Annotated in this window: 17 protein-coding genes; 6 read left to right on the top strand and 11 right to left on the bottom strand. The window is 59.0% G+C overall.

Going from position 1 to position 22514, the window contains the following annotated elements; all coding sequences use genetic code 11:
- Positions 1-354: 354 nt before the first annotated feature.
- Genes mfd through ACM110_RS18505 form a run of 3 tightly spaced genes read left to right on the top strand, consistent with a single transcriptional unit; the run spans position 355 to position 7098 of the window.
- The gene (mfd, locus tag ACM110_RS18515) at positions 355-3804 is read left to right on the top strand and encodes a transcription-repair coupling factor (protein ID WP_416128901.1); all 3450 of its coding nucleotides are present in this window, start codon (positions 355-357) and stop codon (positions 3802-3804) included.
- Between the two features lie 10 nt (positions 3805-3814).
- Positions 3815-4393: a CsiV family protein gene (locus ACM110_RS18510; RefSeq protein ID WP_338585643.1), complete on the top strand. Its 579-nt coding sequence runs from the start codon at positions 3815-3817 to the stop codon at positions 4391-4393.
- An 11-nt stretch (positions 4394-4404) separates the two neighbouring features.
- The gene (locus ACM110_RS18505; protein WP_416128900.1) at positions 4405-7098 is read left to right on the top strand and encodes an SNF2-related protein; all 2694 of its coding nucleotides are present in this window, start codon (positions 4405-4407) and stop codon (positions 7096-7098) included.
- A 141-nt stretch (positions 7099-7239) separates the two neighbouring features.
- Here ACM110_RS18505 and ACM110_RS18500 read toward each other — a convergent pair whose 3' ends face one another.
- The 3 genes from ACM110_RS18500 to ACM110_RS18490 form a co-directional block, all read right to left on the bottom strand.
- Positions 7240-7977 (bottom strand): S-methyl-5'-thioinosine phosphorylase, encoded by a 738-nt coding sequence (locus ACM110_RS18500; RefSeq protein ID WP_416128899.1) that lies wholly within the window; start codon positions 7975-7977, stop codon positions 7240-7242.
- 12 nt (positions 7978-7989) lie between these two features.
- A complete protein-coding gene (gene nagZ / locus ACM110_RS18495; protein WP_416128898.1) occupies positions 7990-9000 on the bottom strand; it encodes a beta-N-acetylhexosaminidase in 1011 nt (336 codons plus the stop codon).
- 158 nt (positions 9001-9158) lie between these two features.
- Entirely contained in the window at positions 9159-9866 is a 708-nt protein-coding gene (locus ACM110_RS18490) for a TetR/AcrR family transcriptional regulator (protein WP_416128897.1), read from the bottom strand.
- Positions 9867-10095: 229 nt separating this feature from the next.
- Here ACM110_RS18490 and lexA point away from each other — a divergent pair, with 229 nt between their 5' ends.
- The gene (gene lexA / locus ACM110_RS18485) at positions 10096-10704 is read left to right on the top strand and encodes a transcriptional repressor LexA (protein ID WP_416128896.1); all 609 of its coding nucleotides are present in this window, start codon (positions 10096-10098) and stop codon (positions 10702-10704) included.
- 10 nt (positions 10705-10714) lie between these two features.
- Positions 10715-11191: an SOS-induced cell division inhibitor SulA gene (gene sulA, locus ACM110_RS18480; protein WP_416128895.1), complete on the top strand. Its 477-nt coding sequence runs from the start codon at positions 10715-10717 to the stop codon at positions 11189-11191.
- An 84-nt stretch (positions 11192-11275) separates the two neighbouring features.
- Here sulA and ACM110_RS18475 read toward each other — a convergent pair whose 3' ends face one another.
- The 7 genes from ACM110_RS18475 to ACM110_RS18445 all read right to left on the bottom strand — a co-directional run bounded on the left by ACM110_RS18475 (position 11276) and on the right by ACM110_RS18445 (position 19826).
- Positions 11276-11509: a hypothetical protein gene (locus ACM110_RS18475; RefSeq protein ID WP_223442005.1), complete on the bottom strand. Its 234-nt coding sequence runs from the start codon at positions 11507-11509 to the stop codon at positions 11276-11278.
- Between the two features lie 154 nt (positions 11510-11663).
- Positions 11664-12188: a DUF6586 family protein gene (locus tag ACM110_RS18470; RefSeq protein ID WP_416128894.1), complete on the bottom strand. Its 525-nt coding sequence runs from the start codon at positions 12186-12188 to the stop codon at positions 11664-11666.
- A 158-nt stretch (positions 12189-12346) separates the two neighbouring features.
- A complete protein-coding gene (gene topA, locus ACM110_RS18465; RefSeq protein WP_416128893.1) occupies positions 12347-14974 on the bottom strand; it encodes a type I DNA topoisomerase in 2628 nt (875 codons plus the stop codon).
- A gap of 114 nt (positions 14975-15088) precedes the next feature.
- The gene (locus ACM110_RS18460; protein WP_075946000.1) at positions 15089-15325 is read right to left on the bottom strand and encodes a DUF1653 domain-containing protein; all 237 of its coding nucleotides are present in this window, start codon (positions 15323-15325) and stop codon (positions 15089-15091) included.
- Positions 15326-15424: 99 nt separating this feature from the next.
- The gene (fadA, locus tag ACM110_RS18455) at positions 15425-16600 is read right to left on the bottom strand and encodes an acetyl-CoA C-acyltransferase FadA (RefSeq protein ID WP_150701104.1); all 1176 of its coding nucleotides are present in this window, start codon (positions 16598-16600) and stop codon (positions 15425-15427) included.
- Positions 16601-16629: 29 nt separating this feature from the next.
- Positions 16630-18777, bottom strand: coding sequence for a fatty acid oxidation complex subunit alpha FadB (gene fadB / locus ACM110_RS18450; RefSeq protein WP_338585634.1), 2148 nt, complete (start codon positions 18775-18777; stop codon positions 16630-16632).
- 611 nt (positions 18778-19388) lie between these two features.
- A complete protein-coding gene (locus tag ACM110_RS18445) occupies positions 19389-19826 on the bottom strand; it encodes a hypothetical protein (protein WP_416128892.1) in 438 nt (145 codons plus the stop codon).
- 104 nt (positions 19827-19930) lie between these two features.
- On the opposite strand from ACM110_RS18445, the gene ACM110_RS18440 reads away from it, so the two are divergent.
- The gene (locus ACM110_RS18440; protein WP_008028495.1) at positions 19931-20371 is read left to right on the top strand and encodes a universal stress protein; all 441 of its coding nucleotides are present in this window, start codon (positions 19931-19933) and stop codon (positions 20369-20371) included.
- 191 nt (positions 20372-20562) lie between these two features.
- Here the strand turns inward: ACM110_RS18440 and ACM110_RS18435 are convergent, their stop codons facing one another.
- Positions 20563-22479: an ATP-binding cassette domain-containing protein gene (locus tag ACM110_RS18435; RefSeq protein WP_416128891.1), complete on the bottom strand. Its 1917-nt coding sequence runs from the start codon at positions 22477-22479 to the stop codon at positions 20563-20565.
- Positions 22480-22514 lie beyond the last annotated feature (35 nt).

Genomic DNA, 22514 nt, shown 5'->3' with positions numbered 1-22514 from the left:
GAAAAAAGGGGCTACATTATGCCGCTCTGTTCCTCTTGTAGCAATGCGCGCCTGTCGTGCAATCGGTAACAAATTTCCGTTCAAAAAATTTACGCTGCGCTAAAGCCCAGTAAAACCGGGGCTTTCAGCACAGTCAATTTTTTGGAGACAACGCTACCTTGTCCGTAACCCTCCGTAACACTCGCTGGTTTTATCACTACATATTCGGTATTTATCAGTAAAAAACCTCGTTTTTTTGTCTTTACCACTACATTTCGTCAAACCTGCGTAATAGACGCAGTCTGCAACTGACAGGCGGCACCCGGGGCCGCTACAATTACCGACTTTGTCGCAACGCTTGGAGCTCAACCTTCCGTGCCTGTTCTGCGTCTACCGCATCTCCCTGCCGCGGCAGGTAAACAGCATTGGGGCAACCTGCCCGGTGCCGCCCTGAGCCTGGCCATCGCCGAGGCCGCCAGCGCTGCCAAGCGCTTTACCCTGCTGCTTACAGCCGACAGCCAAAGTGCCGAACGGCTGGAACAGGAGCTGAGTTTCTTCGCCCCGGATTTGCCGGTGTTGCATTTTCCCGACTGGGAAACCCTGCCCTACGATCTGTTCTCGCCACACCAGGACATCATTTCCCAGCGCATCGCCAGTCTGTATCGGCTGCCGGAACTGAGCCACGGCGTGCTGGTGGTACCGATCACAACCGCCCTGCATCGCCTCGCACCGACCAAATTCCTGCTCGGCAGCAGCCTGGTGCTGGATGTCGGCCAGAAGCTCGACGTCGAGCAAATGCGCACCCGCCTTGAAGCCACCGGTTACCGCTATGTGGATACCGTGTACGAACACGGCGAATTCACTGTGCGCGGGTCGCTGATCGACCTCTTCCCGATGGGCAGCAAACTGCCGTATCGCATCGACCTGTTCGACGACGAAATCGAAACCCTGCGCACCTTCGATCCGGAAAACCAGCGTTCCATCGACAAGGTCGATTCGGTCAAGTTGTTGCCGGCCAAGGAGTTCCCACTACAAAAAGAAGCGGTCACTCGCTTCAAGGCACGGTTCCGCGAGCGCTTCGATGTCGATTTCCGCCGTTGCCCGATCTTCCAGGACTTGAGCAGCGGGATTACCCCGGCCGGTATCGAGTACTACCTGCCGCTGTTCTTCGAGGAAACCTCCACGCTGTTCGATTACCTGCCCCAGGACACCCAAGTGTTCTCTTTGCCCGGCATCGAACAGGCGGCGGAAAACTTCTGGAACGACGTGCGCAATCGCTACGAAGAGCGCCGCGTCGATCCGTCCCGTCCTTTATTGCCACCCGCCGAACTGTTCCTGCCGGTGGAGGATTGCTTCGCACGCCTGAAGAACTGGCCGCGCGTGGTGGCCAGTCAACAGGATGTGGAAAGCGGTGGCGGTCGCGAGCGCTTCCCTGCGCGTGAGTTGCCGAACCTCGCGATTGAAGCCAAGGCCACGCAGCCGTTGGCAGCGCTGGCGGATTTCCTCGATCAGTTCCCCGGTCGCGTGCTGTTTACTGCCGAGTCCGCGGGCCGTCGCGAAGTGCTGCTGGAGTTGTTGGAACGCTTGAAGCTGCGACCGAAGACCGTCGACAGTTGGCCGGATTTCGTTGCCGGCAAAGAGCGCCTGGCGATCACCATCGCGCCACTGGATGAAGGTTTGTTGCTGGACGATCCAGCTCTGGCGCTGGTTGCCGAAAGCCCGCTGTTCGGTCAACGCGTGATGCAACGCCGTCGCCGCGAAAAACGCGCCGACGCCAACAACGATGCAGTCATCAAGAACCTCACCGAGCTGCGCGAAGGCGCGCCGGTGGTGCATATCGACCACGGTGTCGGCCGCTACCTCGGCCTCGCTACGCTGGAAATCGACAACCAGGCCGCTGAGTTCCTCGCGCTGGAATATGCCGAAGGCGCCAAGCTTTACGTGCCGGTGGCCAACCTGCATTTGATCGCACGCTATACCGGCAGCGACGACGCCTTGGCCCCGCTGCACCGTCTCGGCTCCGAGACCTGGCAGAAAGCCAAGCGCAAGGCCGCCGAACAGGTGCGCGACGTGGCGGCGGAATTGCTCGACATCTATGCCCGCCGCGCCGCCCGCGAAGGTTATGCCTTCGCCGATCCGAAAGCCGACTATGCCACGTTCAGTGCCGGCTTCCCGTTCGAAGAAACCCCCGACCAGCAAACCACCATCGAAGCCGTGCGCGAAGACATGCTTGCGCCCAAACCGATGGATCGACTGGTGTGCGGTGACGTGGGCTTCGGCAAGACCGAGGTCGCCATGCGCGCCGCGTTCATCGCGGTTCATGGTGGTCGCCAAGTGGCGATTCTGGTGCCAACCACCCTGCTCGCCCAGCAGCACTACAACAGTTTCCGTGACCGCTTTGCCGATTGGCCGGTGACCGTGGAAGTGATGAGCCGCTTCAAGTCGACCAAGGAAGTCAACGCGGCGGTCGCGGACTTGGCCGAAGGCAAGATCGACATCGTCATCGGCACGCACAAGCTGCTGCAGGACGACGTGAAAATCAAAAACCTCGGCCTCGTCATCATCGACGAAGAACACCGTTTCGGTGTGCGCCAGAAGGAACAGCTCAAGGCGCTGCGCAGTGAAGTCGACATTCTCACGCTGACCGCCACGCCGATCCCGCGCACGCTGAACATGGCAGTGTCGGGCATGCGCGACCTGTCGATCATCGCCACGCCGCCAGCCCGTCGCCTGTCGGTGCGCACGTTCGTCATGGAGCAGAACAAGAGCACGGTCAAAGAGGCCCTGCTGCGTGAGTTGCTGCGTGGCGGTCAGGTCTACTACCTGCACAACGACGTCAAGACCATCGAGAAATGCGCCGCCGATCTGGCCGAACTGGTGCCTGAAGCACGGATCGGCATCGGCCACGGGCAAATGCGCGAACGCGATCTCGAACAGGTGATGAGCGACTTTTACCACAAGCGCTTCAACGTACTGATTGCGTCGACCATCATCGAGACCGGCATCGACGTACCGAGCGCCAACACCATCATCATAGAGCGCGCTGACAAATTCGGCCTGGCGCAACTGCACCAGTTGCGCGGCCGTGTTGGACGCAGTCACCACCAGGCGTATGCGTACCTGCTGACACCACCGCGCCAGCAAATTACCGCGGACGCGGAAAAGCGTCTGGAAGCTATTGCCAATACTCAGGACCTCGGCGCGGGCTTCGTGCTCGCCACCAACGACCTGGAAATCCGTGGCGCTGGCGAACTGCTCGGCGACGGCCAGAGCGGGCAGATCCAGGCGGTCGGCTTCACGCTGTACATGGAAATGCTCGAACGTGCGGTGAAGTCGATCCGCAAGGGCGAACAGCCGAACCTCGATCAACCGCTGGGCGGCGGACCCGAAGTCAATTTGCGCGTACCTGCATTGATTCCCGAAGACTATCTGCCGGACGTTCACGCCCGCCTGATTCTCTATAAGCGAATCGCCTCGGCCACCGACGAAGAAGGTCTCAAGGATTTGCAGGTGGAGATGATCGATCGTTTCGGCCTGTTGCCGGAGCCGACCAAGAACCTGATGCGCATCACCGCCCTGAAATTGCAGGCCGAGTTACTGGGCATCAAGAAAGTCGACGGCGGCCCGCAGGGCGGGCGAATCGAGTTCGCGGCGCAAACACCGGTCGATCCGCTGACCCTGATCAAACTGATCCAGAGTCAGCCAAAACGCTACAAATTCGAAGGCGCGACGATGTTTAAATTCCAGGTCCCGATGGAACGCCCGGAAGAGCGCTTTAATACTGTAGAGGCGCTGTTCGAGCGTCTCATCCCGAAAACTGCTTGAAGGACGCCGCATGCGCCTGTTTCGCTCACTGACCTTGCTGACAACGTTAATCACAGCGCTGGTCGCACCCACGGCGTTTGCCGATGACCTGTATCAGATTGAAATGATTCTGGTGCGGCAGAATGCCGTGCCGGCGATTGACAGCCGCGCAGCGCCGGAAGACTGGGATGCCGGTGCCCAACGCATCAACCCTGACAGCTTTCGCACGCCAAGCCTGAACCCTGAAGTGGAAAAGCTCACCGCCAGCAACGACTACACCGTATTGCTGCACAAGGCCTGGCAACAAAACCTTGGCGAGGAAGCCACCAAAGTCGCGATCAGCGACGGCAAGGAACAGTTCGGCCAGTTTCCGATTGAAGGCACCCTCAGTGTCAAACTGGGGCGCTTCACCGATGTTGACGCCGACTTCTGGGTCAACCAGTTCAACTCTGATGGCCTCGTGACCGCCAGCGAACGCCTGAAACAGGAAAGCCATACCAAAAACGGTCAGCTGAATTTCCTCGACGCCGGCCATCTCGGCCTGCTGATCAAGATCACTTCATTGACGGCGCCCGCTCCCCGGGAAGCCCCTGAAGTGGTCCCAGACTGATCGAAGCCTCCATGTCCGCGACCCTGAGCAAACCCCTGGCACCTTCCTGGGTCAGCCGATTCAAGGAACAGAGCCTGGAGCGTGGCCGTCGCTACGCACTGGAAAACCGCGTCAGGATCGTCGAAGCCGGCGACGCTACGATCATTGCTGCTTGCGAGGGATCTGGCGGTAACGTTTACCGTCAGACCATTCGCTTGCGCGAGTCAGCCAAAGACACTTTGCTGATGGTCGATGCCACGTGCTCCTGCCCCGTCCACAGCAACTGCAAACATTGCGCGGCGGTATTGCTGCAAGTGCAGGAAACCCTCGACTACCCCGCTGCCGCCAAAGACGCCGAGCTGCTGGAAAAACTCCAGGCCGTATTGGAAAACCGTAGCCCAAAGGCTCCGCCACAAGTGCTGGTAGACAATGTGCAACCGGTACCGCGCCTGTGGCTGGCGAGCATTGAATTCAGTGCTTTCGAACCGCGCAACGGGCGGATGCAGCGTTACATCCAGCATCGAGCGGCGCTGTCCTTCAGTTATCTGGACGAGTACGTTTCCGGACAGAAAAACACCGACATCCTGATCCGACAGGAAACACAGACGTTACGCATAAAGCGGCATCCGGAAGTGGAACAGTCCTACCGGGAACAACTGCGGATTCTCGGTTTCAAGATCGCCACCCGCCAAAGCAAAGCCTTGCCGGAAAGCGCTGGCGAACTGTTCGAGATGGTCAATGACAGTGCTTGGCTGACCTTCACCCTCAATGAATTGCCGAAGCTGCGCACCCAGGGCTGGGAATTGCAGATCAACGAGGATTTCGGTTTCGACCTGACGGCGGTGGACGACTGGTACGCCACGGTTGAACAGGCGCCGGAACGTGACTGGTTCGACCTGGAACTGGGGATCATCGTCAACGGTGAGCGGCTCAGCCTTCTGCCCATCCTGCTGAACCTGATGCGCTCGCACACCGAAATTCTCAACCCGGAGCGCCTGGCCCGACGTCGCGATGACGAGCTGATTCTGGTCAACATTCCCAACCGCCCGAACTCCGAGTACGGCCCCTTGCAAGTCGCCCTGCCCTTCGGCCGTTTGAAGCCGGTACTGGTGACACTCGGCGATTTCTATCTTCAGGGGCCCGGCGAAACCGCACTGCGCTTGAGCAAGGCCGACGCCACGCGCCTGAACCCGCTGGAAGACTTACCGCTGCTTTGGGAGGGTGGAGAACAGATCCGCACCTTTGCCCAACGCCTGCGCGACATCAAGGACTACACCGCCGTCGCACCGGAAGGCCTGAACGCAACGTTGCGCCCGTATCAGCTTGAAGGTTTGAGCTGGATGCAGTCACTGCGGCAACTGGAGGTTGGCGGGATTCTCGCGGATGACATGGGCCTGGGCAAAACGTTGCAAACCCTGGCGCATGTGCTCACCGAGAAAATCGCCGGTCGCCTCGACCGCCCGTGCATGGTGGTAATGCCGACCAGTCTGATCCCCAACTGGCTCGATGAGGCGGCGCACTTCGCGCCGCAGCTCAAGGTATTGGCGTTGTACGGCGCGAGCCGCAAAAAGCATTTCGATAACCTGGCGGATTACGACCTGATCCTGACTACTTATGCGTTGCTGCCCAAGGATGTCGAACGCCTGGCGGCGCAGCCGTTGCACGTTCTGGTGCTGGACGAAGCGCAGTACATCAAGAATCCGAACAGCAAGGCCGCGCAGGCCGCCCGTGAGTTGAATGCCCGCCAGCGCTTGTGCCTGAGCGGCACGCCTTTGGAAAACCACTTGGGTGAGTTGTGGTCGCTGTTTCACTTTCTGCTGCCGGGATGGCTCGGCGATGTGAAAAGCTTCAACCGCGATTACCGCGTGCCGATTGAAAAGCGCACCAGCGAAGTAAGACTTCAGCACCTAAACGGTCGGATCAAACCGTTCCTGCTGCGCCGGACCAAGGAACAGGTGGCAACCGAGCTGCCGCCGAAAACCGAAATCATCCATTGGGTCGAGCTCAACGAAGCCCAGCGTGACGTGTACGAAACCATGCGCCTGGCCATGGACAAGAAAGTCCGCGACGAGATCACCCGCAAAGGCGTGGCTCGCAGCCAGATCATCATTCTTGAAGCGCTGCTGAAACTGCGTCAGGTGTGCTGCGATTTGCGCCTGGTAAACGATGCCGCACTGCCGGCTCGCGGCAGCACCTCGGGCAAGCTCGACAGCCTGATGGAAATGCTCGAAGAGTTGTTCGAAGAAGGCCGACGCATCCTGCTGTTCTCGCAATTCACTTCGATGCTGTCATTGATCGAGGACGAACTGAAAAAACGCGGTGTGGCCTATGCACTGCTGACCGGACAGACCCGCGATCGCCGTACACCCGTGAAGGATTTCCAGAGCGGCAAGCGTCAGATTTTCCTCATCAGCTTGAAGGCCGGTGGCGTCGGCCTGAACCTGACGGAAGCAGACACCGTGATTCATTACGACCCGTGGTGGAACCCGGCGACGGAGAACCAGGCGACCGACCGCGCGTATCGCATTGGCCAAGAGAAGCCGGTGTTCGTCTACAAACTGATTGCGCGTGGCACGGTGGAAGAGAAGATTCAGCATTTGCAGAAAGAGAAATCCGACCTTGCGGCGGGCGTGCTGGATGGGCGTCAGGCTGGGGACTGGAAATTGCAGAATGATGATATCGAGGCGTTGTTTGCGCCGTTGCCGGATAAGTTGGAGAAGCGCTGAGATGTGTGTAGCCAGACAGATCGCATCGCGGGCAAGCCACGCTCCCACAGGTTCGGTATTGATCACGAATTCGGTGATCGACTCAAGACCTGTGGGAGCTGGCTTGCCAGCGATAGGGCCAACTCGTTGATGTAGCCTGACTCAGCCCTTGAGCACCCGCGCCAACGTCGACTTCACCTTGCCCATCCCGTCATGCAGCGCCTGCTCGATCTCGGCCATGGTAATCACTGCCGTCGACTTGCCCGCCGCCGGGTTCACCACCAGCGCCAGACAGGCGTAATCCAGTTCCAGCTCACGGGCCAATGCCGCTTCCGGCATTCCGGTCATGCCGACGATGTCGCAACCGTCACGCTCCAGACGCGCGATCTCGGCCACGGTTTCCAGGCGCGGGCCCTGGGTGCAGGCATACACGCCATGACTGCTGTAACCAACGCTTTCAGCCGCCAGTGCCGCAATCAATTGCTGACGCAGCGGCTCGCTGTACGGATAGCTGAAATCGATGTGCGTGACCTGCTCCAGGTCATCGGCGAAATAGGTGTGCTGACGACCGCTGGTGTAGTCGATCAACTGATGCGGCACGCAGAAATGCCCGGTGCCCATCGCCGCATGAATACCACCCACGGCGTTGACCGCGAGAATGGCTTCAGCGCCGGCCTGTTTCAGCGCCCAGAGGTTGGCGCGGTAATTCACCTGATGCGGCGGAAAGCGGTGCGGGTGACCGTGGCGCGCGAGGAACAGTACTTCCTTGCCGGCGTACTCGCCGATCTGCACGTCGGCCGAAGGCGCGCCGTAAGGGGTGTCGACCGCCAATGACTGACGAATGCTCAGACCTTCGAGCTGAGTCAGGCCGGTACCACCGATAATCGCGTAAACCGTCATAACGAACAGTCCTTAATCAATCAATTGAGCTTCTTTGAGCGCGCCGACGGCTGCCAGCCAGCGCGGGTCCTGACGGTATTCAGTGGATGCGAACGACTGACTGCGCATCCGCGCGATTCGCTCGGACGGCTTGACCTTCAGGCGCTGGGCGGCGCTCAAGGCGAGCTCGGCAGCTGCGCGATCATTACACACCAGCCCCATGTCACAACCGGCGGTCAAGGCCGCTTCAATTCGGCTGGCGGCATCGCCGACCACATGGGCGCCGGCCATGGACAAGTCGTCGCTGAAAATCACCCCGTCGAACTGCAACTCGCCACGCAGGATGTCCTGCAACCAGCGCCGAGAGAAACCGGCGGGCTGGGAATCGACTTGCGGGTAGATAACGTGAGCCGGCATGACGGCGGCTAATTGTTTGCTGAGTTTGGCGAACGGCACCAGGTCGTTGGCGCGGATCTCGTCGAGGCTGCGCTCGTCGTTCGGGATCGCCACGTGGGAGTCCGCCTCCGCCCAACCGTGACCGGGGAAATGCTTGCCGGTAGCGGCCATACCGGCATTGTTCATGCCGCGAATGAATGCACCCGCGAGTAGCGCTGCACGCTCAGGATCGCCTTCGAACGAACGGGTGCCAACCACGGCGCTGCGCTGGTAATCGAGATCAAGGACCGGCGCGAAGCTCAAATCCAGGCCAACGGCCAACACCTCGGTGGCCATGATCCAGCCACACTGCTCAGCCAGATATTCGGCATTTGGGTTATCGGCAATCGCACGCATGGCCGGCAACCGGACAAAACCCTGACGCAGACGCTGAACCCGCCCGCCTTCCTGGTCCACCGCCAACAGCAGATCGGGGCGAATGGCGCGAATCGATGCGCTCAACTCGCGGACCTGACGCGGGTGTTCGATGTTGCGAGCGAAAATGATCAGGCCGCCCACTTCGGGCTGACGCAACAATTGGCGATCTTCGGCCGTCAGCCAGGTACCGGCGACGTCCACCATCAACGAGCCTTGCAGGCCAGAAGTCATAGAGATTCCTTGATAACGATAAATCCGGCTCGCGCCGATACGCCGCCAAGGGCTGTGCCCGGCAGGTCGGCGATAAAAATTGGGAGCGGATTAAAAACGAGAGTCGGCATGGGCGGCTAGCTTAGCGGATGTAAGCTGCCGCGCCCACCCGTGCGCGGTCAAACCTTGGCGGCAACCGGTGTCGATTTGCTACGTGGACGCAACTGCGCGGCAGCCATGGCCGTGTCGGTGACACCGGACTCTGCACGCATGCCGGCCGCGAGGAACGGCACCATCAGACGCATGACCTGCTCGATGGAGGTATTTACCCCGAAGTCAGTCTCGGCAATCGCACGCAGCGCCTTGATGCCGGACATGCTGAACGCCGCCGCACCGAGCATGAAGTGCACGCGCCAGAACAATTCGATGGGAGGAATACGCGGCGCGGCTTCGTTGACCAGCATCATGTAGCGGCGAAATACCTTGCCGTACATGTCTTCCAGATAACGACGCAAATGCCCCTGGCTCTGACTGAAGGCCAGCCCCAGCAACCGCATGAAGATAGACAAATCGTTGCCACTACGCGGCTGAACCACCAGGGCCTGCTCGACGAGGATCTCCAGCAGTTCTTCAAGCGAGGGCTTGATTTCGGGCTTGGCCTGCCGCCGCTCCAGCTCTTTATCGAGGCTGATGCAGAATGGCCCGAGGAATCGTGAGAAAACCGCCTGGATCAGCGCCTTCTTCGAACCGAAGTGATAGTTCACCGCCGCCAGATTGACACCGGCCTTGCTGGTGATCAAACGCAATGAGGTTTCAGCGAAACCTTTTTCCGCGAACAACTGCTCGGCAGCATCAAGAATGCGTTCAACGGTTTCCGACTGGGCCATGGCTACTCCGCCTGACAAACACTTGTTTGAAACATACGTTTCAGCCTGTGCCTTGTCAAGCCTGGCAGTTCGTTTTGGGAATGGTCAGTCAGACATTTAACCATACAACCGCAAAGCTTCAATCAGCAGGCTGATCGACCGTCTGGCGGCCGGCAAAAAAAGGGGCATTGCCAAGACCGTTTCACTGTATATAATCCCAGTCACTGTATAAAAAAACAGAGCGATCAATATGCTAAAGCTGACGCCACGCCAAGCCGAGATTCTTGCCTTCATCAAACGCTGCCTGGAAGACAACGGCTACCCGCCGACCCGTGCGGAAATCGCTCAGGAACTGGGTTTCAAATCGCCCAACGCGGCGGAAGAACATCTCAAGGCACTGGCCCGCAAGGGCGCGATCGAAATGACCCCGGGCGCGTCTCGCGGAATTCGCATCCCGGGCTTCGAAGCCAAGGCCGATGAGTCCAGCCTGCCGATCATTGGTCGAGTGGCGGCCGGCGCGCCGATCCTGGCCCAGCAACACGTTGAAGAATCCTGCAACATCAATCCTGCCTTCTTCCATCCACGCGCCGATTATCTGCTGCGAGTGCACGGCATGAGCATGAAGGACGTGGGTATTTTCGACGGTGACCTGCTGGCCGTCCATACCACCCGCGAGGCCCGCAATGGCCAGATCGTGGTGGCGCGGATCGGCGACGAAGTGACCGTCAAGCGTTTCAAGCGTGACGGCAGCAAGGTCTGGCTAATTGCCGAAAATCCGGATTTCGCCCCTATCGAAGTAAACCTTAAAGATCAGGAACTGGTGATCGAAGGCTTGAGCGTTGGCGTGATTCGCCGCTAAAGGAGGCTTTATGCAGTTCCCACACACATCACAGCAAGCCCAACTGCCACTGCTGTTCGAGGCATTCCTGGCGCAGCCGATGGCGCCGATTCTGAAGGAAGTGGTCGAGTCGCCCTGGAGCGCCGAACCCGAGGTTTTCAGTGAATTGTCTCTGCGTGGTGCAGCCGGGAACTGCCTGAACCTTCTGGCTCCAATCCTCCGGGAATTGAGCGACGATCAAGACGCGCGCTGGCTGACACTAATCGCCCCACCTGCCAGCCTGACGCAGACCTGGTTACGGGATGCAGGCCTCAATCGCGAACGCATTCTGATACTGCAACCACGCGGAACCCAGAGTGCCCAGCAATTGACCTGCGAAGCCCTTCGTCTAGGTCGCAGTCACACGGTCGTCAGCTGGCTCAATCCGCTGAGCACTACTTCGCGGCAACAGCTAGTCAGCGCCGCCCGGACCGGGGACGCACAAAGCCTGAATATTCGATTGGGTTAAGGGTGCGCGTTGAACAACGCAGGGCTTCTCAAAGGATAGAGAAGCCGATCTGGAGCGGTAGTGGATAAATTCGACGGACGGGTATCAATGAAGAACCCGTGAACCCTCTTCCTTCTCAAATTCACCTTCAACCAAGCGTCCGGCCATCTGAACGCCGACACTCAACATCGCTTTGGCGACTTCGACATGCTGACCTTGCAGGAATGCTTTGGCGTCCTCGGAGAAATCCAAAGTAACCAGAGAACCCTCGTCCTCAGCCCTACGCAGCTCGATACGGCCGTCTGGCAACTCGACAATTTCTAGAAAGGACGTTGGCATAAAGGTTTGTTCTCCACGAAAGGCGGGGATTATATAGGCATCAGCCAGGCTTCGCTCGGGATCTTGACCAGATGCCATCACGAAGAGAAATTTCTGACAACACTCTTCCCTGAACAGACAGCCTTGTAGGCCATCCGTTAAAACATTCCCTATTTCAGCACTCGTTCAAGCCTTCGCGAAAGCGGATCGCCAGGCTTTTGAGGTTCTGACGCCAACTCTCCAGTTCCTCACGACTCAGCTCTTTGGGCGCCTCTTCTTCGTCCAGATTTACCGCCACGATCAGCGGCTGTGTCACGTCACCTTTAGGCTTGCGCGGCGCCCTCGGTGGCTGAAACAGCGCAGCATTAGCCGCTAGCAGCTTGGCCAGCCAGGTTTCCGGATTGTTGGCGAGTTCAACCATCTCGGCCATTTCAGGAATGGCGATGCTGTCCAGCACTTCGCGCGTCAGCAGAGATTCAGCCCGGGGCGCATTGGCTTGAGGCAAACGATAGAAACCGGCGATTTCGTGACACAGCCCCAGCAGCGCGCCGTACAGGTGAAACAACGCCGATTCGCGGTTAGCCTGAATCAGCGCCAGGGAATTCATCGCCCGCCCCTCTTCAGCCTTGGCGAGCGCTTCCAGCGACAGGCCGGCGAAATAAATCTTCTGGTTGGTACGGGTATAGAGTTCGTGGGCCATGACGGCAGCCTCCACAGCGAAATAATTGCTTCACACAGGTCGGACAGTGTCGTGGATCACCCGATCTGATCGCAAGCCCTCCTTTTTACAGGAGCATCAAAAAGGCCGCATGAAAACCCCAAGGGTTGTCATGCGGCCTTTTCAGTTACCGCGACGCTTTAAGCCTTCGCAGCTGGACGCTTGTCTTCAACGGTCCACTTGCCGCCGTCGTAATACGCTTTCCAGCCAGTCGGCTTGCCGTCGACTTCGGTCTGCACGTACTGCTCTTTGGTCTTGCGGCTGTAACGGATCACAGCCGGGAGGCCGTCCGGATCTTTCTTCGGTGCTTCACAGAGGAAGTGATACTTCGGATCGATCTCATCCTTGTGCGGGATGATTTCCATGACCAGCGGCGCACGGGTCTCGCGGTTTTTCGGGAACTGGCTGGCCGCCAGGAACAGGCCGGAAGCACCATCGCGCAGGATGTAGGTGTCGTTGACCTTTTCGCATTTCAGCTCAGGCATCTTCACCGGGTCCATCTTCGGCGGCGCCGCATCACCGCTCTTCAGCAGTTTGCGGGTGTTCTTGCAGGTGGGATTGGTGCAACCGAAGAACTTGCCGAAACGGCCGGTCTTGAGCTGCATTTCGCTGCCGCACTTGTCGCACTCCAGGCTCGGACCTTCGTAGCCTTTGATGCGATAGGTGCCCTCTTCGATTTCGTAGCCATCGCAATCCGGGTTGTTACCGCAGATGTGCAACTTGCGCTTCTCATCGAGCAGGTAGGCATCCATCGCCGTGCTGCAGATCGGGCAGCGATGCTTGCCACGCAATACCAGCGATTCCGACTCGCCCTCGTCGTCCGCGGCGATTTCGTCGCCTGGTACGAGGTTGACGGTCGCCTTGCAGCGTTCTTTCGGTGGCAGGCTGTAGCCGGAGCAACCGAGGAACACGCCGGTCGATGCTGTACGAATCTGCATCGGACGGCCGCAAGTGGTGCACGGAATGTCGGTCATTACCGGCTGGTTGGCACGCATGCCACTTTCCGGACTTTCAGCTACTTCGAGCTTCTTCTTGAAGTCGCCGTAGAATTCGTCGAGCACGTTTTTCCAGTCGCGCTCGCCCTGGGCCACGTCATCGAGATGTTCTTCCATGCCGGCGGTGAAGCCGTAGTCCATCAGGTTGGAGAAGCTTTCGGACAGACGCTCGGTGACGATGTCGCCCATCTTTTCCGAATAGAAACGACGGTTGTGCAGCGCCACGTAGCCACGGTCCTGGATGGTCGAAATGATTGCCGCGTAGGTCGAAGGACGACCGATGCCGCGTTTTTCCATTTCTTTTACCAGACTGGCTTCCGAGTAACGCGCCGGCGGCTTGGTGAAATGCTGGGTCGGATCAAGCTTGATCAGCTTCATCGCGTCGCCCTGGGCCATGTCCGGCAGTACATCGTCATCGCCTGGCTTGGCGATTTGCGGCATGACACGGGTGTAACCGTCGAATTTGAGAATACGGCCCTTGGCACGCAACTCGAAATCGCCCGCACCGACAGTGACGATGGTCGACAGGTACTGCGCCGGCAACATCTGGCAAGCGAGGAACTGGCGCCAGATCAGCTCGTAGAGCCGCTCTGCGTCACGCTCCATGCCCGACAGCTTGCTTGGCTCGGTGTTGGCGTCGGAAGGACGAATCGCTTCGTGAGCCTCTTGTGCGCCTTCCTTGCTGCTGTAGACGTTCGGGGTTTCCGGCAGGTACTTCTTGCCGAACTCGCCTTCAATATAAGTACGCGCCATCGCCACGGCATCAACCGAAAGGTTGGTCGAGTCGGTACGCATGTAAGTGATGTAGCCGGCTTCGTACAGACGCTGGGCCATCATCATGGTTTTCTTCACACCGAAGCCCAGGCGGTTGCTCGCGGCCTGTTGCAGGGTGGAAGTGATGAACGGTGCCGACGGCTTGCTGCTGGTCGGTTTGTCTTCACGCTTGACGATGCTGTAGCTGGAAGCCTTGAGCTTCTCCAGCGCGGCCATGGCCTGGGCTTCGTTGAGCGGTTTGAAGGCTTCGCCCTTCTCGCGGGCCACGTCGAAACGCACGGTCGCGCCTTTGGCGGTGCCGAGGTCGGCGTGAACTTCCCAGTACTCTTCGGGGATGAACGCACGGATTTCACGCTCGCGCTCGACCACCAGCTTCACGGCAACCGATTGCACACGGCCGGCGGACAGACCGCGAGCGATCTTGGCCCACAGCAGCGGCGAAACCATGTAACCCACCACGCGGTCGAGGAAACGACGCGCCTGCTGGGCGTTGACGCGATCGATATCGAGCTCGCCTGGTTTGGAGAAGGCTTCCTGAATCGCCTTCTTGGTGATTTCGTTGAACACCACGCGCTTGTAGCGGGTGTCGTCACCACCGATGGCTTCGCGCAGGTGCCAGGCAATGGCTTCCCCCTCGCGGTCCAAGTCGGTTGCGAGATAGATGGTGTCAGCATCTTTGGCGAGCCGGCGCAGCTCTTCGATGACCTTTTCCTTGCCCGGGAGGATCTCGTACTTGGCTTTCCAGCCATGATCCGGATCGACCCCCATGCGCGCGACCAGCTGCTTGCGCGCCTTTTCTTTAGGCGACAAGGCCGGCGCTTCGCCCGCAGCAGCCTTGCCACGCTTGGCGGCTGGCTCTTTGCTGGCGCTAGCCGAACCGCTGGTGGGCAGGTCTCGGATATGGCCGATACTCGACTTCACCACGTATTCGTTGCCCAAATACTTGTTGATGGTCTTGGCCTTAGCCGGGGATTCCACAATGACCAGCGATTTGCCCATGGATCAGAAAATTCCTGAATTCGAGAAGTGAAAGGCGGTTGGCGCCTGACGCGGCACCGCTATATATAGTGGCAACAAGATGAGGTCAAGCGCAGGGGTTAGCGCGAACTCAGCTTATGGCTTGGTAAAAAGGCTTTCTTCGACCTGCACCAAAGCAAAGCGTGGCACCTGTTCGCCGTCAACTTCGACCGACTCCAGGAACATGCTCAAGGGACGTACCCAAAAGCCGTAATCGCCATACAGGGCTTGGTAGAAGACCACTTCTTCCTCGGTTTCCGAATGCCGCGCGACACTGAATACGCGGTACTGCGGACCTTTGTAATGTTGGTAGAGCCCAGGTTGTATCGGCATGCTTTGGCCCTCACTCAAATTTTTTCAAAATAAAAACAAAAATAAATCCGGAAAAACAAAAACCGGGGCACTTGGCCCCGGCTTCCATCGACGAAACGCTTAAACGCGTTCGAAGACGGTGGAGATGCCTTGGCCGAGACCAATGCACATGGTGGCTACCCCGAGGTTGCCGCCATTTTGCTTCATCACGTTGAGCAAAGTGCCGGAGATACGCGCACCGGAGCAACCGAACGGGTGGCCCAGGGCGATCGCGCCGCCGTGCAGGTTAACCTTCTCGTTCATCTTGTCGAGCACTTTCAGATCTTTCAGCACTGGCAGGGCCTGTGCGGCGAAAGCTTCGTTGAGCTCGAAGAAGTCGATGTCGGAAATGCTCAGACCTGCGCGCTTCAATGCTTTTTGTGTGGCCGGTACTGGACCATAGCCCATGATCGCCGGGTCCACACCTGCCACTGCCATCGAGCGAATCACCGCCAGAGGCTGAATGCCCAGGTCCTGTGCACGCTGCGCCGACATCACGATCATGCACGAAGCACCGTCGGTGATCTGCGACGAAGTACCGGCTGTCACGGTGCCGCCCTTCGGGTTAAACGCTGGCTTCAATGCCGCCAGGCTTTCCAGGGTGGTTTCCGGACGAATGGTTTCGTCGTAGTCGAAGGTTTTCAGGAAACCGTTCTCGTCGTAGCCCTGCATCGGGATGATTTCGTCTTTGAACTTGCCTTCCACGGTCGCTTTATGGGCGAGTTGGTGGGAGCGCACGCCGAAAGCGTCCTGTTGTTCGCGAGTGATGCCGTGCATTTTGCCGAGCATTTCAGCGGTCAGGCCCATCATGCCCGAGGCTTTCGCCGCGTACAGGGACATGTGCGGGTTCGGATCGACACCGTGCATCATGCTCACGTGGCCCATGTGCTCGACGCCGCCGACGACGAACACGTCACCGTTGCCGGTCATGATCGCTTGCGCTGCAGTGTGCAGGGCACTCATCGACGAGCCACACAGACGGCTGACGGTCTGGCCGGCCGAGGTGTGCGGGATCTGGGTCATCAGAGACGCCATGCGCGCGATGTTCCAGCCCTGCTCCAGGGTCTGGTTGACGCAGCCCCAGATAACGTCTTCGACTTCGCTCGGGTCAACCTTGACGTTGCGTTCCAGCAGTTTGCTGATCAGGTGCGCCGACATGTCTTCGGCGCGGGTGTTGCGGTGCATGCCGCCCTTGGAGCGGCCCATCGGAGTACGACCGAAGTCGACAATCACGACGTCTCTAGGATTCAAGCTCATAAGTTCACTCTCACTCTAGTTGGGGGCGCTTAACCGAAGAAGCTCTGGCCGTTTTTGGCCATTTCGCGCAGCTTCGCGGTCGGGTGGTACAGCGCGCCCAAATCAGCGTACTGGTCAGCCAGGGCAACGAACTCTGCAACACCGATCGAGTCGATGTAGCGCAGCGCACCGCCACGGAATGGAGGGAAACCAATACCGTAGACCAGACCCATGTCGGCTTCGGCGGCAGTTTCGACGATGCCGTCTTCCAGGCAGCGCACGGTTTCCAGGCACAGCGGGATCATCATCCAGTTGATGATGTCTTCGTCAGTGACTTCGCGCTGTTCAAAGACGATTGGCTTGAGCACTTCCAGTACCGAAGGATCGGCAACTTTCTTCTGCTTGCCCTTCTTGTCGGTCTCGTAGGCGTAGAAGCCCTTGCCGTTCTTCTGGCCCAGGCGCTTGGCTTCGTAGAGCACGTCAACGGCCGAGCGACGGTCGTCCTTCATGCGGTCCGGGAAACCTTCAGCCATCACGTCACGACCGTGGTGGCCAGTGTCGATGCCGACCACGTCCATCAGGTACGCCGGACCCATCGGCCAGCCGAATTTTTCCATGATCTTGTCGATACGGACGAAGTCCACACCGGCGCTGACCAGTTTGGCGAAACCGCCGAAGTACGGGAACAGTACGCGGTTGACCAGGAAGCCCGGGCAGTCGTTGACGACGATCGGGTTCTTGCCCATTTTCTTGGCGTAGGCAACGGTGGTGGCAACCGCCAGCTCGCTGGACTTCTCGCCACGAATCACTTCCACCAGCGGCATCATGTGCACCGGGTTGAAGAAGTGCATGCCGACGAAGTTTTCCGGACGCTTGAGGGCTTTGGCCAGCAAGGTGATGGAAATGGTCGAGGTGTTCGAGGCGAGGATGGTGTCCTCTTTGACCTTGTCTTCGACTTCAGCCAGTACTGCTTGCTTGACCTTAGGATTCTCGACGACGGCTTCAACCACCAGGTCAACGTGACCGAAATCACCGTAGGACAGGGTTGGACGAATGCCGTTGAGCACTTCAGCCATTTTCGCGGCGGTCATGCGGCCTTTATCAACGCGGCCAACCAGCAGTTTGGCGGCTTCGGCCAGACCCTGCTCGATACCGGCTTCGTTGATGTCCTTCATCAGGATCGGCGTGCCTTTGGAGGCCGACTGGTAGGCGATACCGCCACCCATGATACCGGCACCGAGTACGGCGGCCTGCTTCACGTCCTTGGCGATTTCGTCGTAGGCCTTGGCCTTTTTCTTCAGTTCCTGATCGTTCAGGAACAGACCGATCAAGCTCTGCGCGGCAGAGGTCTTGGCCAGTTTGACGAAACCCGCAGCTTCAACTTCCAGCGCCTTGTCGCGACCGAAGTTTGCGGCTTTCTGGATGGTCTTGATCGCTTCAACCGGCGCCGGGTAGTTCGGGCCAGCTTGACCTGCCACGAAACCTTTGGCGGTTTCGAAAGCCATCATTTGTTCGATGGCGTTCAGCTTCAGCTTTTCCAGCTTCGGTTGACGCTTGGCCTTATAGTCGAACTCGCCGGAGACGGCGCGCTTGATCAGCTCAAGAGCCGCTTCCTGCAACTTCTCAGGCGCAACCACGGCATCGACGGCGCCTACTTTCAGCGCGTCTTCAGGACGGTTTTCCTTGCCGGAGGCAATCCACTCGATCGCGTTGTCGGCACCGATCAGGCGCGGCAGACGCACGGTACCGCCGAAGCCCGGGTAGATGCCCAGCTTGACTTCCGGCAGACCGATCTTGGCCTTTGTGGACATGACGCGGTAGTCCGCCGCCAGGCACATTTCCAGACCGCCACCCAAAGCGATGCCGTTGATGGCAACCACAGTCGGGACGTTGAGGTCTTCGAAATCGCTGAAAATCTTGTTGGCTTCGAGGTTGCCAGCAACAAGCTCTGCATCCGGCAGCTTGAAGTTGTCGACAAATTCGGTGATGTCGGCGCCGACGATGAAAACGTCCTTGCCACTGCTGACGATCACACCCTTGATCGAAGCATCTGCCTTGATGGTGTCTACGGCCTGACGCAGTTCGTTCAGGGTTAGACGGTTGAACTTGTTGACGGACTCACCCTTGAGGTCGAACTTCAGTTCGACGATGCCACTTTCAAGAGCCTTAACCGTGATGGCTTTACCTTCGTAAATCATCAACTGATCTCCACGATATGGAAGCTGAACAGTACACGTCGGACGCAGGCGAATGGCTGGCAGGACGTCAATCGTCAATGCTACGCCAATCCACCCGGCACACCCGCCAACGCGATAGTCGGGATTCTGTAGGAGCGGTCTGAAATACAAACGCTCAATTCATACGCCCGTTTGATTTGGGTACGCCACCTTCACGGAATTTCCGGCAATTGTCAATCGCCCAAAATGCGGGTTGCAACGCGACTTTGCGGTCACTCCCATAACGCGAAGATCTCTAACACGCGGGTGCATGTGCTGCCATTCATAGGATCAATCATTAGAAAAGTCGCCCTAATTCACGGCAGCCCGTGTTTAACGAGCTACGCTGGCGGAACCTGAAGGAAAAATTTGAACGCTTTTGGCGAATGCCCGGCGTAAGATCAGCCCACTGCGAATTACCGGCCTGCCTGGCCAACCCGCCCGATGTTGTTGTCGGGCTTTTTATTGCCTGCAAAAACCCTGTAGGAGCGAGCCTGCTCGCGATGGTCGTCAACGATGACGCGGGCATCCTGACACCCCGTGGCGTTTTCAAGCTCATCGCGAGCAGGCTCGCTCCTACAAGGGATCGGGGTTCAGGCCAGGGCCTTGAGGGTGGCGTCAATGTGCTGCAAGACTTCGGCTTCGCCCTTCTCGCCCCAATACAAGGCGATCATCTGCTTGTCGGCCTCGACCTTGTAGACGTTGTCCGGCAATTTTTCGAAATGATTCAGCAACGCCGGATCCTCGCAGGTTTCCTGCCACTGATTGACCCACAGACCCGGTGATTTCTGCCAGTAACTCCAGCAGGCAGGCTGCGTGCCGCGTCGTGGCCGATGGTACTGCGCGCAGGGGTTTGGCGGCTCCTGACCGAGCCAGTGCGGCCATTCCTGAGGCGCAAGCTGCATGGCCAAGCCGATGCGTCGCGCCTCCATGCGCAGGGCCATCCGGCCACTCTGATGGCGCGACGGCCGCAACCATGCCAGTGGACTGAGAACCACCAGCAGGATTGACACCACTATCCAGACCGTCATATCTGTACTCCCGATTTTGAATGAGCGCATTGAGCCACTTTGGAACCAATGCGCTTGAAACCAGCCATACTTACCAATATTGCATTCCTCAGGAGGAGCACCTCATGCCCTACAACCATATTCTGGTCGCTGTAGATCTAACCGAAGAGTGCGACCCTGTAATCCACCGGGCTCGCGAGCTGTCGGTGAGCAACGGTGCGAAGCTGTCCCTGGTGCACATCGTCGAACCAATGGCCATGGCCTTTGGCGGCGATGTGCCGATGGACCTGTCACAACTGCAACAACAGCAGTTCGACCAGGCCAAGGAGCGACTCGACCGCTTGATCGTGAAATATCCGGAGCTCTCAAAGGAATACAGTCACCTGACCTACGGCCAGCCACGCCAGGAGATTCACCATCTGGCCAAGGAACAGACCTGCGACCTGATCGTGGTGGGCAGCCATGGCCGGCACGGCCTCGCACTGCTACTGGGCTCCACCGCCAACGACGTGCTGCACGGTGCGCCTTGCGATGTACTGGCGGTGCGCCTGCAAAACAAAAGCTGATAACACCTGACCACTGTAGGAGCGAGCCTGCTCGCGATGGCGATCCGACATTCAACATCTTTATCGACTGTCAGACCGTCATCGCGAGCAGGCTCACTCCTACAGTGGATCTGCGGCAACCCCAGATTGCATTCCATATGAAAAGCCCGGCGCTCATCACTGAGAGCCGGGCTTTTTTATTGCAGGATCAATCAGGCATCCAGCTCGGCCCAACGCTCGACCATCACGTCAAGCTCAGCCTGCAGCTGTGACAGCTGGGCGATCACCGCAGCGGTTTCGGCAGCCGGACGCAGGTAGAAACCGGCATCCGCCATCTGCGCTTCAACGGCAGCGATCTGCTGTTCCATGGCTTCGATCTGCCCTGGCAATGCTTCCAGCTCGCGCTGCAACTTGTAGCTGAGCTTTTTCTTCGCAGGCGCTTCGACCGCCGCCGCAACAGGCGCAGGCTCGGCCTTGACCACAGCGGAGTTCAAGTCGGCCTTGCCGGATTTGCTCTCGGTCACGCCCAGCAGGCGCGGCGAACCGCCCTGACGCAGCCAGTCCTGATAACCGCCGACGTATTCGCGAACCTTGCCTTCGCCTTCGAAGACCAGGGTGCTGGTGACCACGTTGTCGAGGAATGCCCGGTCGTGGCTGACCATCAGCACGGTGCCGTTGAAGGTCAGCAAGACCTCTTCCAGCAGTTCGAGGGTTTCAACGTCGAGGTCGTTGGTCGGTTCGTCGAGTACCAGCAGGTTCGCCGGCTTGCTGAACAGTTTGGCCAGCAACAGACGGGCACGCTCACCACCGGACAGCGCCTTGACCGGCGTGCGGGCACGCTGCGGGCTGAACAGGAAGTCGCCGAGGTAGCTCAGCACGTGGCGGCTCTGGCCGTCGATATCGATGAAGTCGCGACCTTCGGCGACGTTGTCGATCACGGTCTTTTCCAGATCCAGCTGATGGCGCAACTGGTCGAAGTAGGCGACGTCGATCTTGGTCCCCTCTTCCACCTTGCCGCTGGAAGGTTGCAGGCCGCTGAGCATCAGTTTGAGCAGCGTGGTCTTGCCGGTGCCGTTGGCGCCGAGCAGACCGATGCGGTCGCCGCGCTGCAACACCATCGAGAAGTCCTTGATCAGGAACGGGCCGCCCGGGTGAGCGAAGCTCACGTTATCGAGCACCATCACCTGCTTGCCGGACTTGTCGGCGGTTTCCAGCTGGATGTTGGCCTTGCCGGTACGCTCACGACGCTCGCTGCGCTCGACGCGCAAGGCTTTCAGAGCACGCACGCGGCCTTCGTTACGGGTACGACGAGCCTTGATGCCTTGGCGAATCCACACTTCTTCCTGGGCCAGGCGCTTGTCGAACAGCGCGTTGGCGGTGGCTTCGGCAGCCAGTTCGGCTTCTTTGTGCACGAGGAAACTGGCGTAGTCGCCGTTCCAGTCGATCAGGCCGCCGCGATCCAGTTCGAGGATGCGGGTGGCGAGGTTTTGCAAGAAGGAACGGTCGTGCGTGATGAACAACACGGCGCCCTGGAAATCCTTCAGCGCCTCTTCCAGCCAGGCGATCGCACCGATGTCCAGGTGGTTGGTCGGCTCGTCGAGCAGCAGCAGGTCCGGTTCGGAAACCAGGGCCTGGGCCAGCAGGACGCGACGACGCCAGCCGCCGGACAATTCGGCGAGGGTTTTGTCGGCCGGCAACTGCAAACGGCTGAGGGTGCTGTCGACCAGGGTCTGCAAACGCCAGCCATCGCGGGCTTCGAGGTCGTGCTGGACGTGCATCAACTTGTCCAGGTCGGCGTCGGTGACGCAGTTCTGGCTCAGGTGGTGATACTCGGCGAGCAAGGCGCCGACACCGTCCAGGCCTTCGGCCACTACGTCGAACACTGTCCGCTCGTCGGCTACCGGCAATTCTTGCGGCAATTCGCCAATCTTGAGGCCGGGTGCGCGCCAAACCGAGCCGTCATCGGGCTTCTGGTCGCCCTTGACGAGCTTCATCATGCTGGACTTGCCAGTGCCGTTGCGGCCGATGATGCACACCCGCTCTCCACGGGCGATCTGCCAGGACACCTTGTCCAACAACGGCATAGCGCCGAAAGCAAGGGACACATCGCTGAATTTGAGCAGGGTCATGAGCTTCTCCAAAAACCGGGCGCGCATTCTACCTG

The sequence above is a fragment of the Pseudomonas sp. NFX98 genome, assembly GCF_047784845.1.
GTDB lineage: Bacteria > Pseudomonadota > Gammaproteobacteria > Pseudomonadales > Pseudomonadaceae > Aquipseudomonas.
This window is presented reverse-complemented; position numbering and strand designations above follow the sequence as displayed.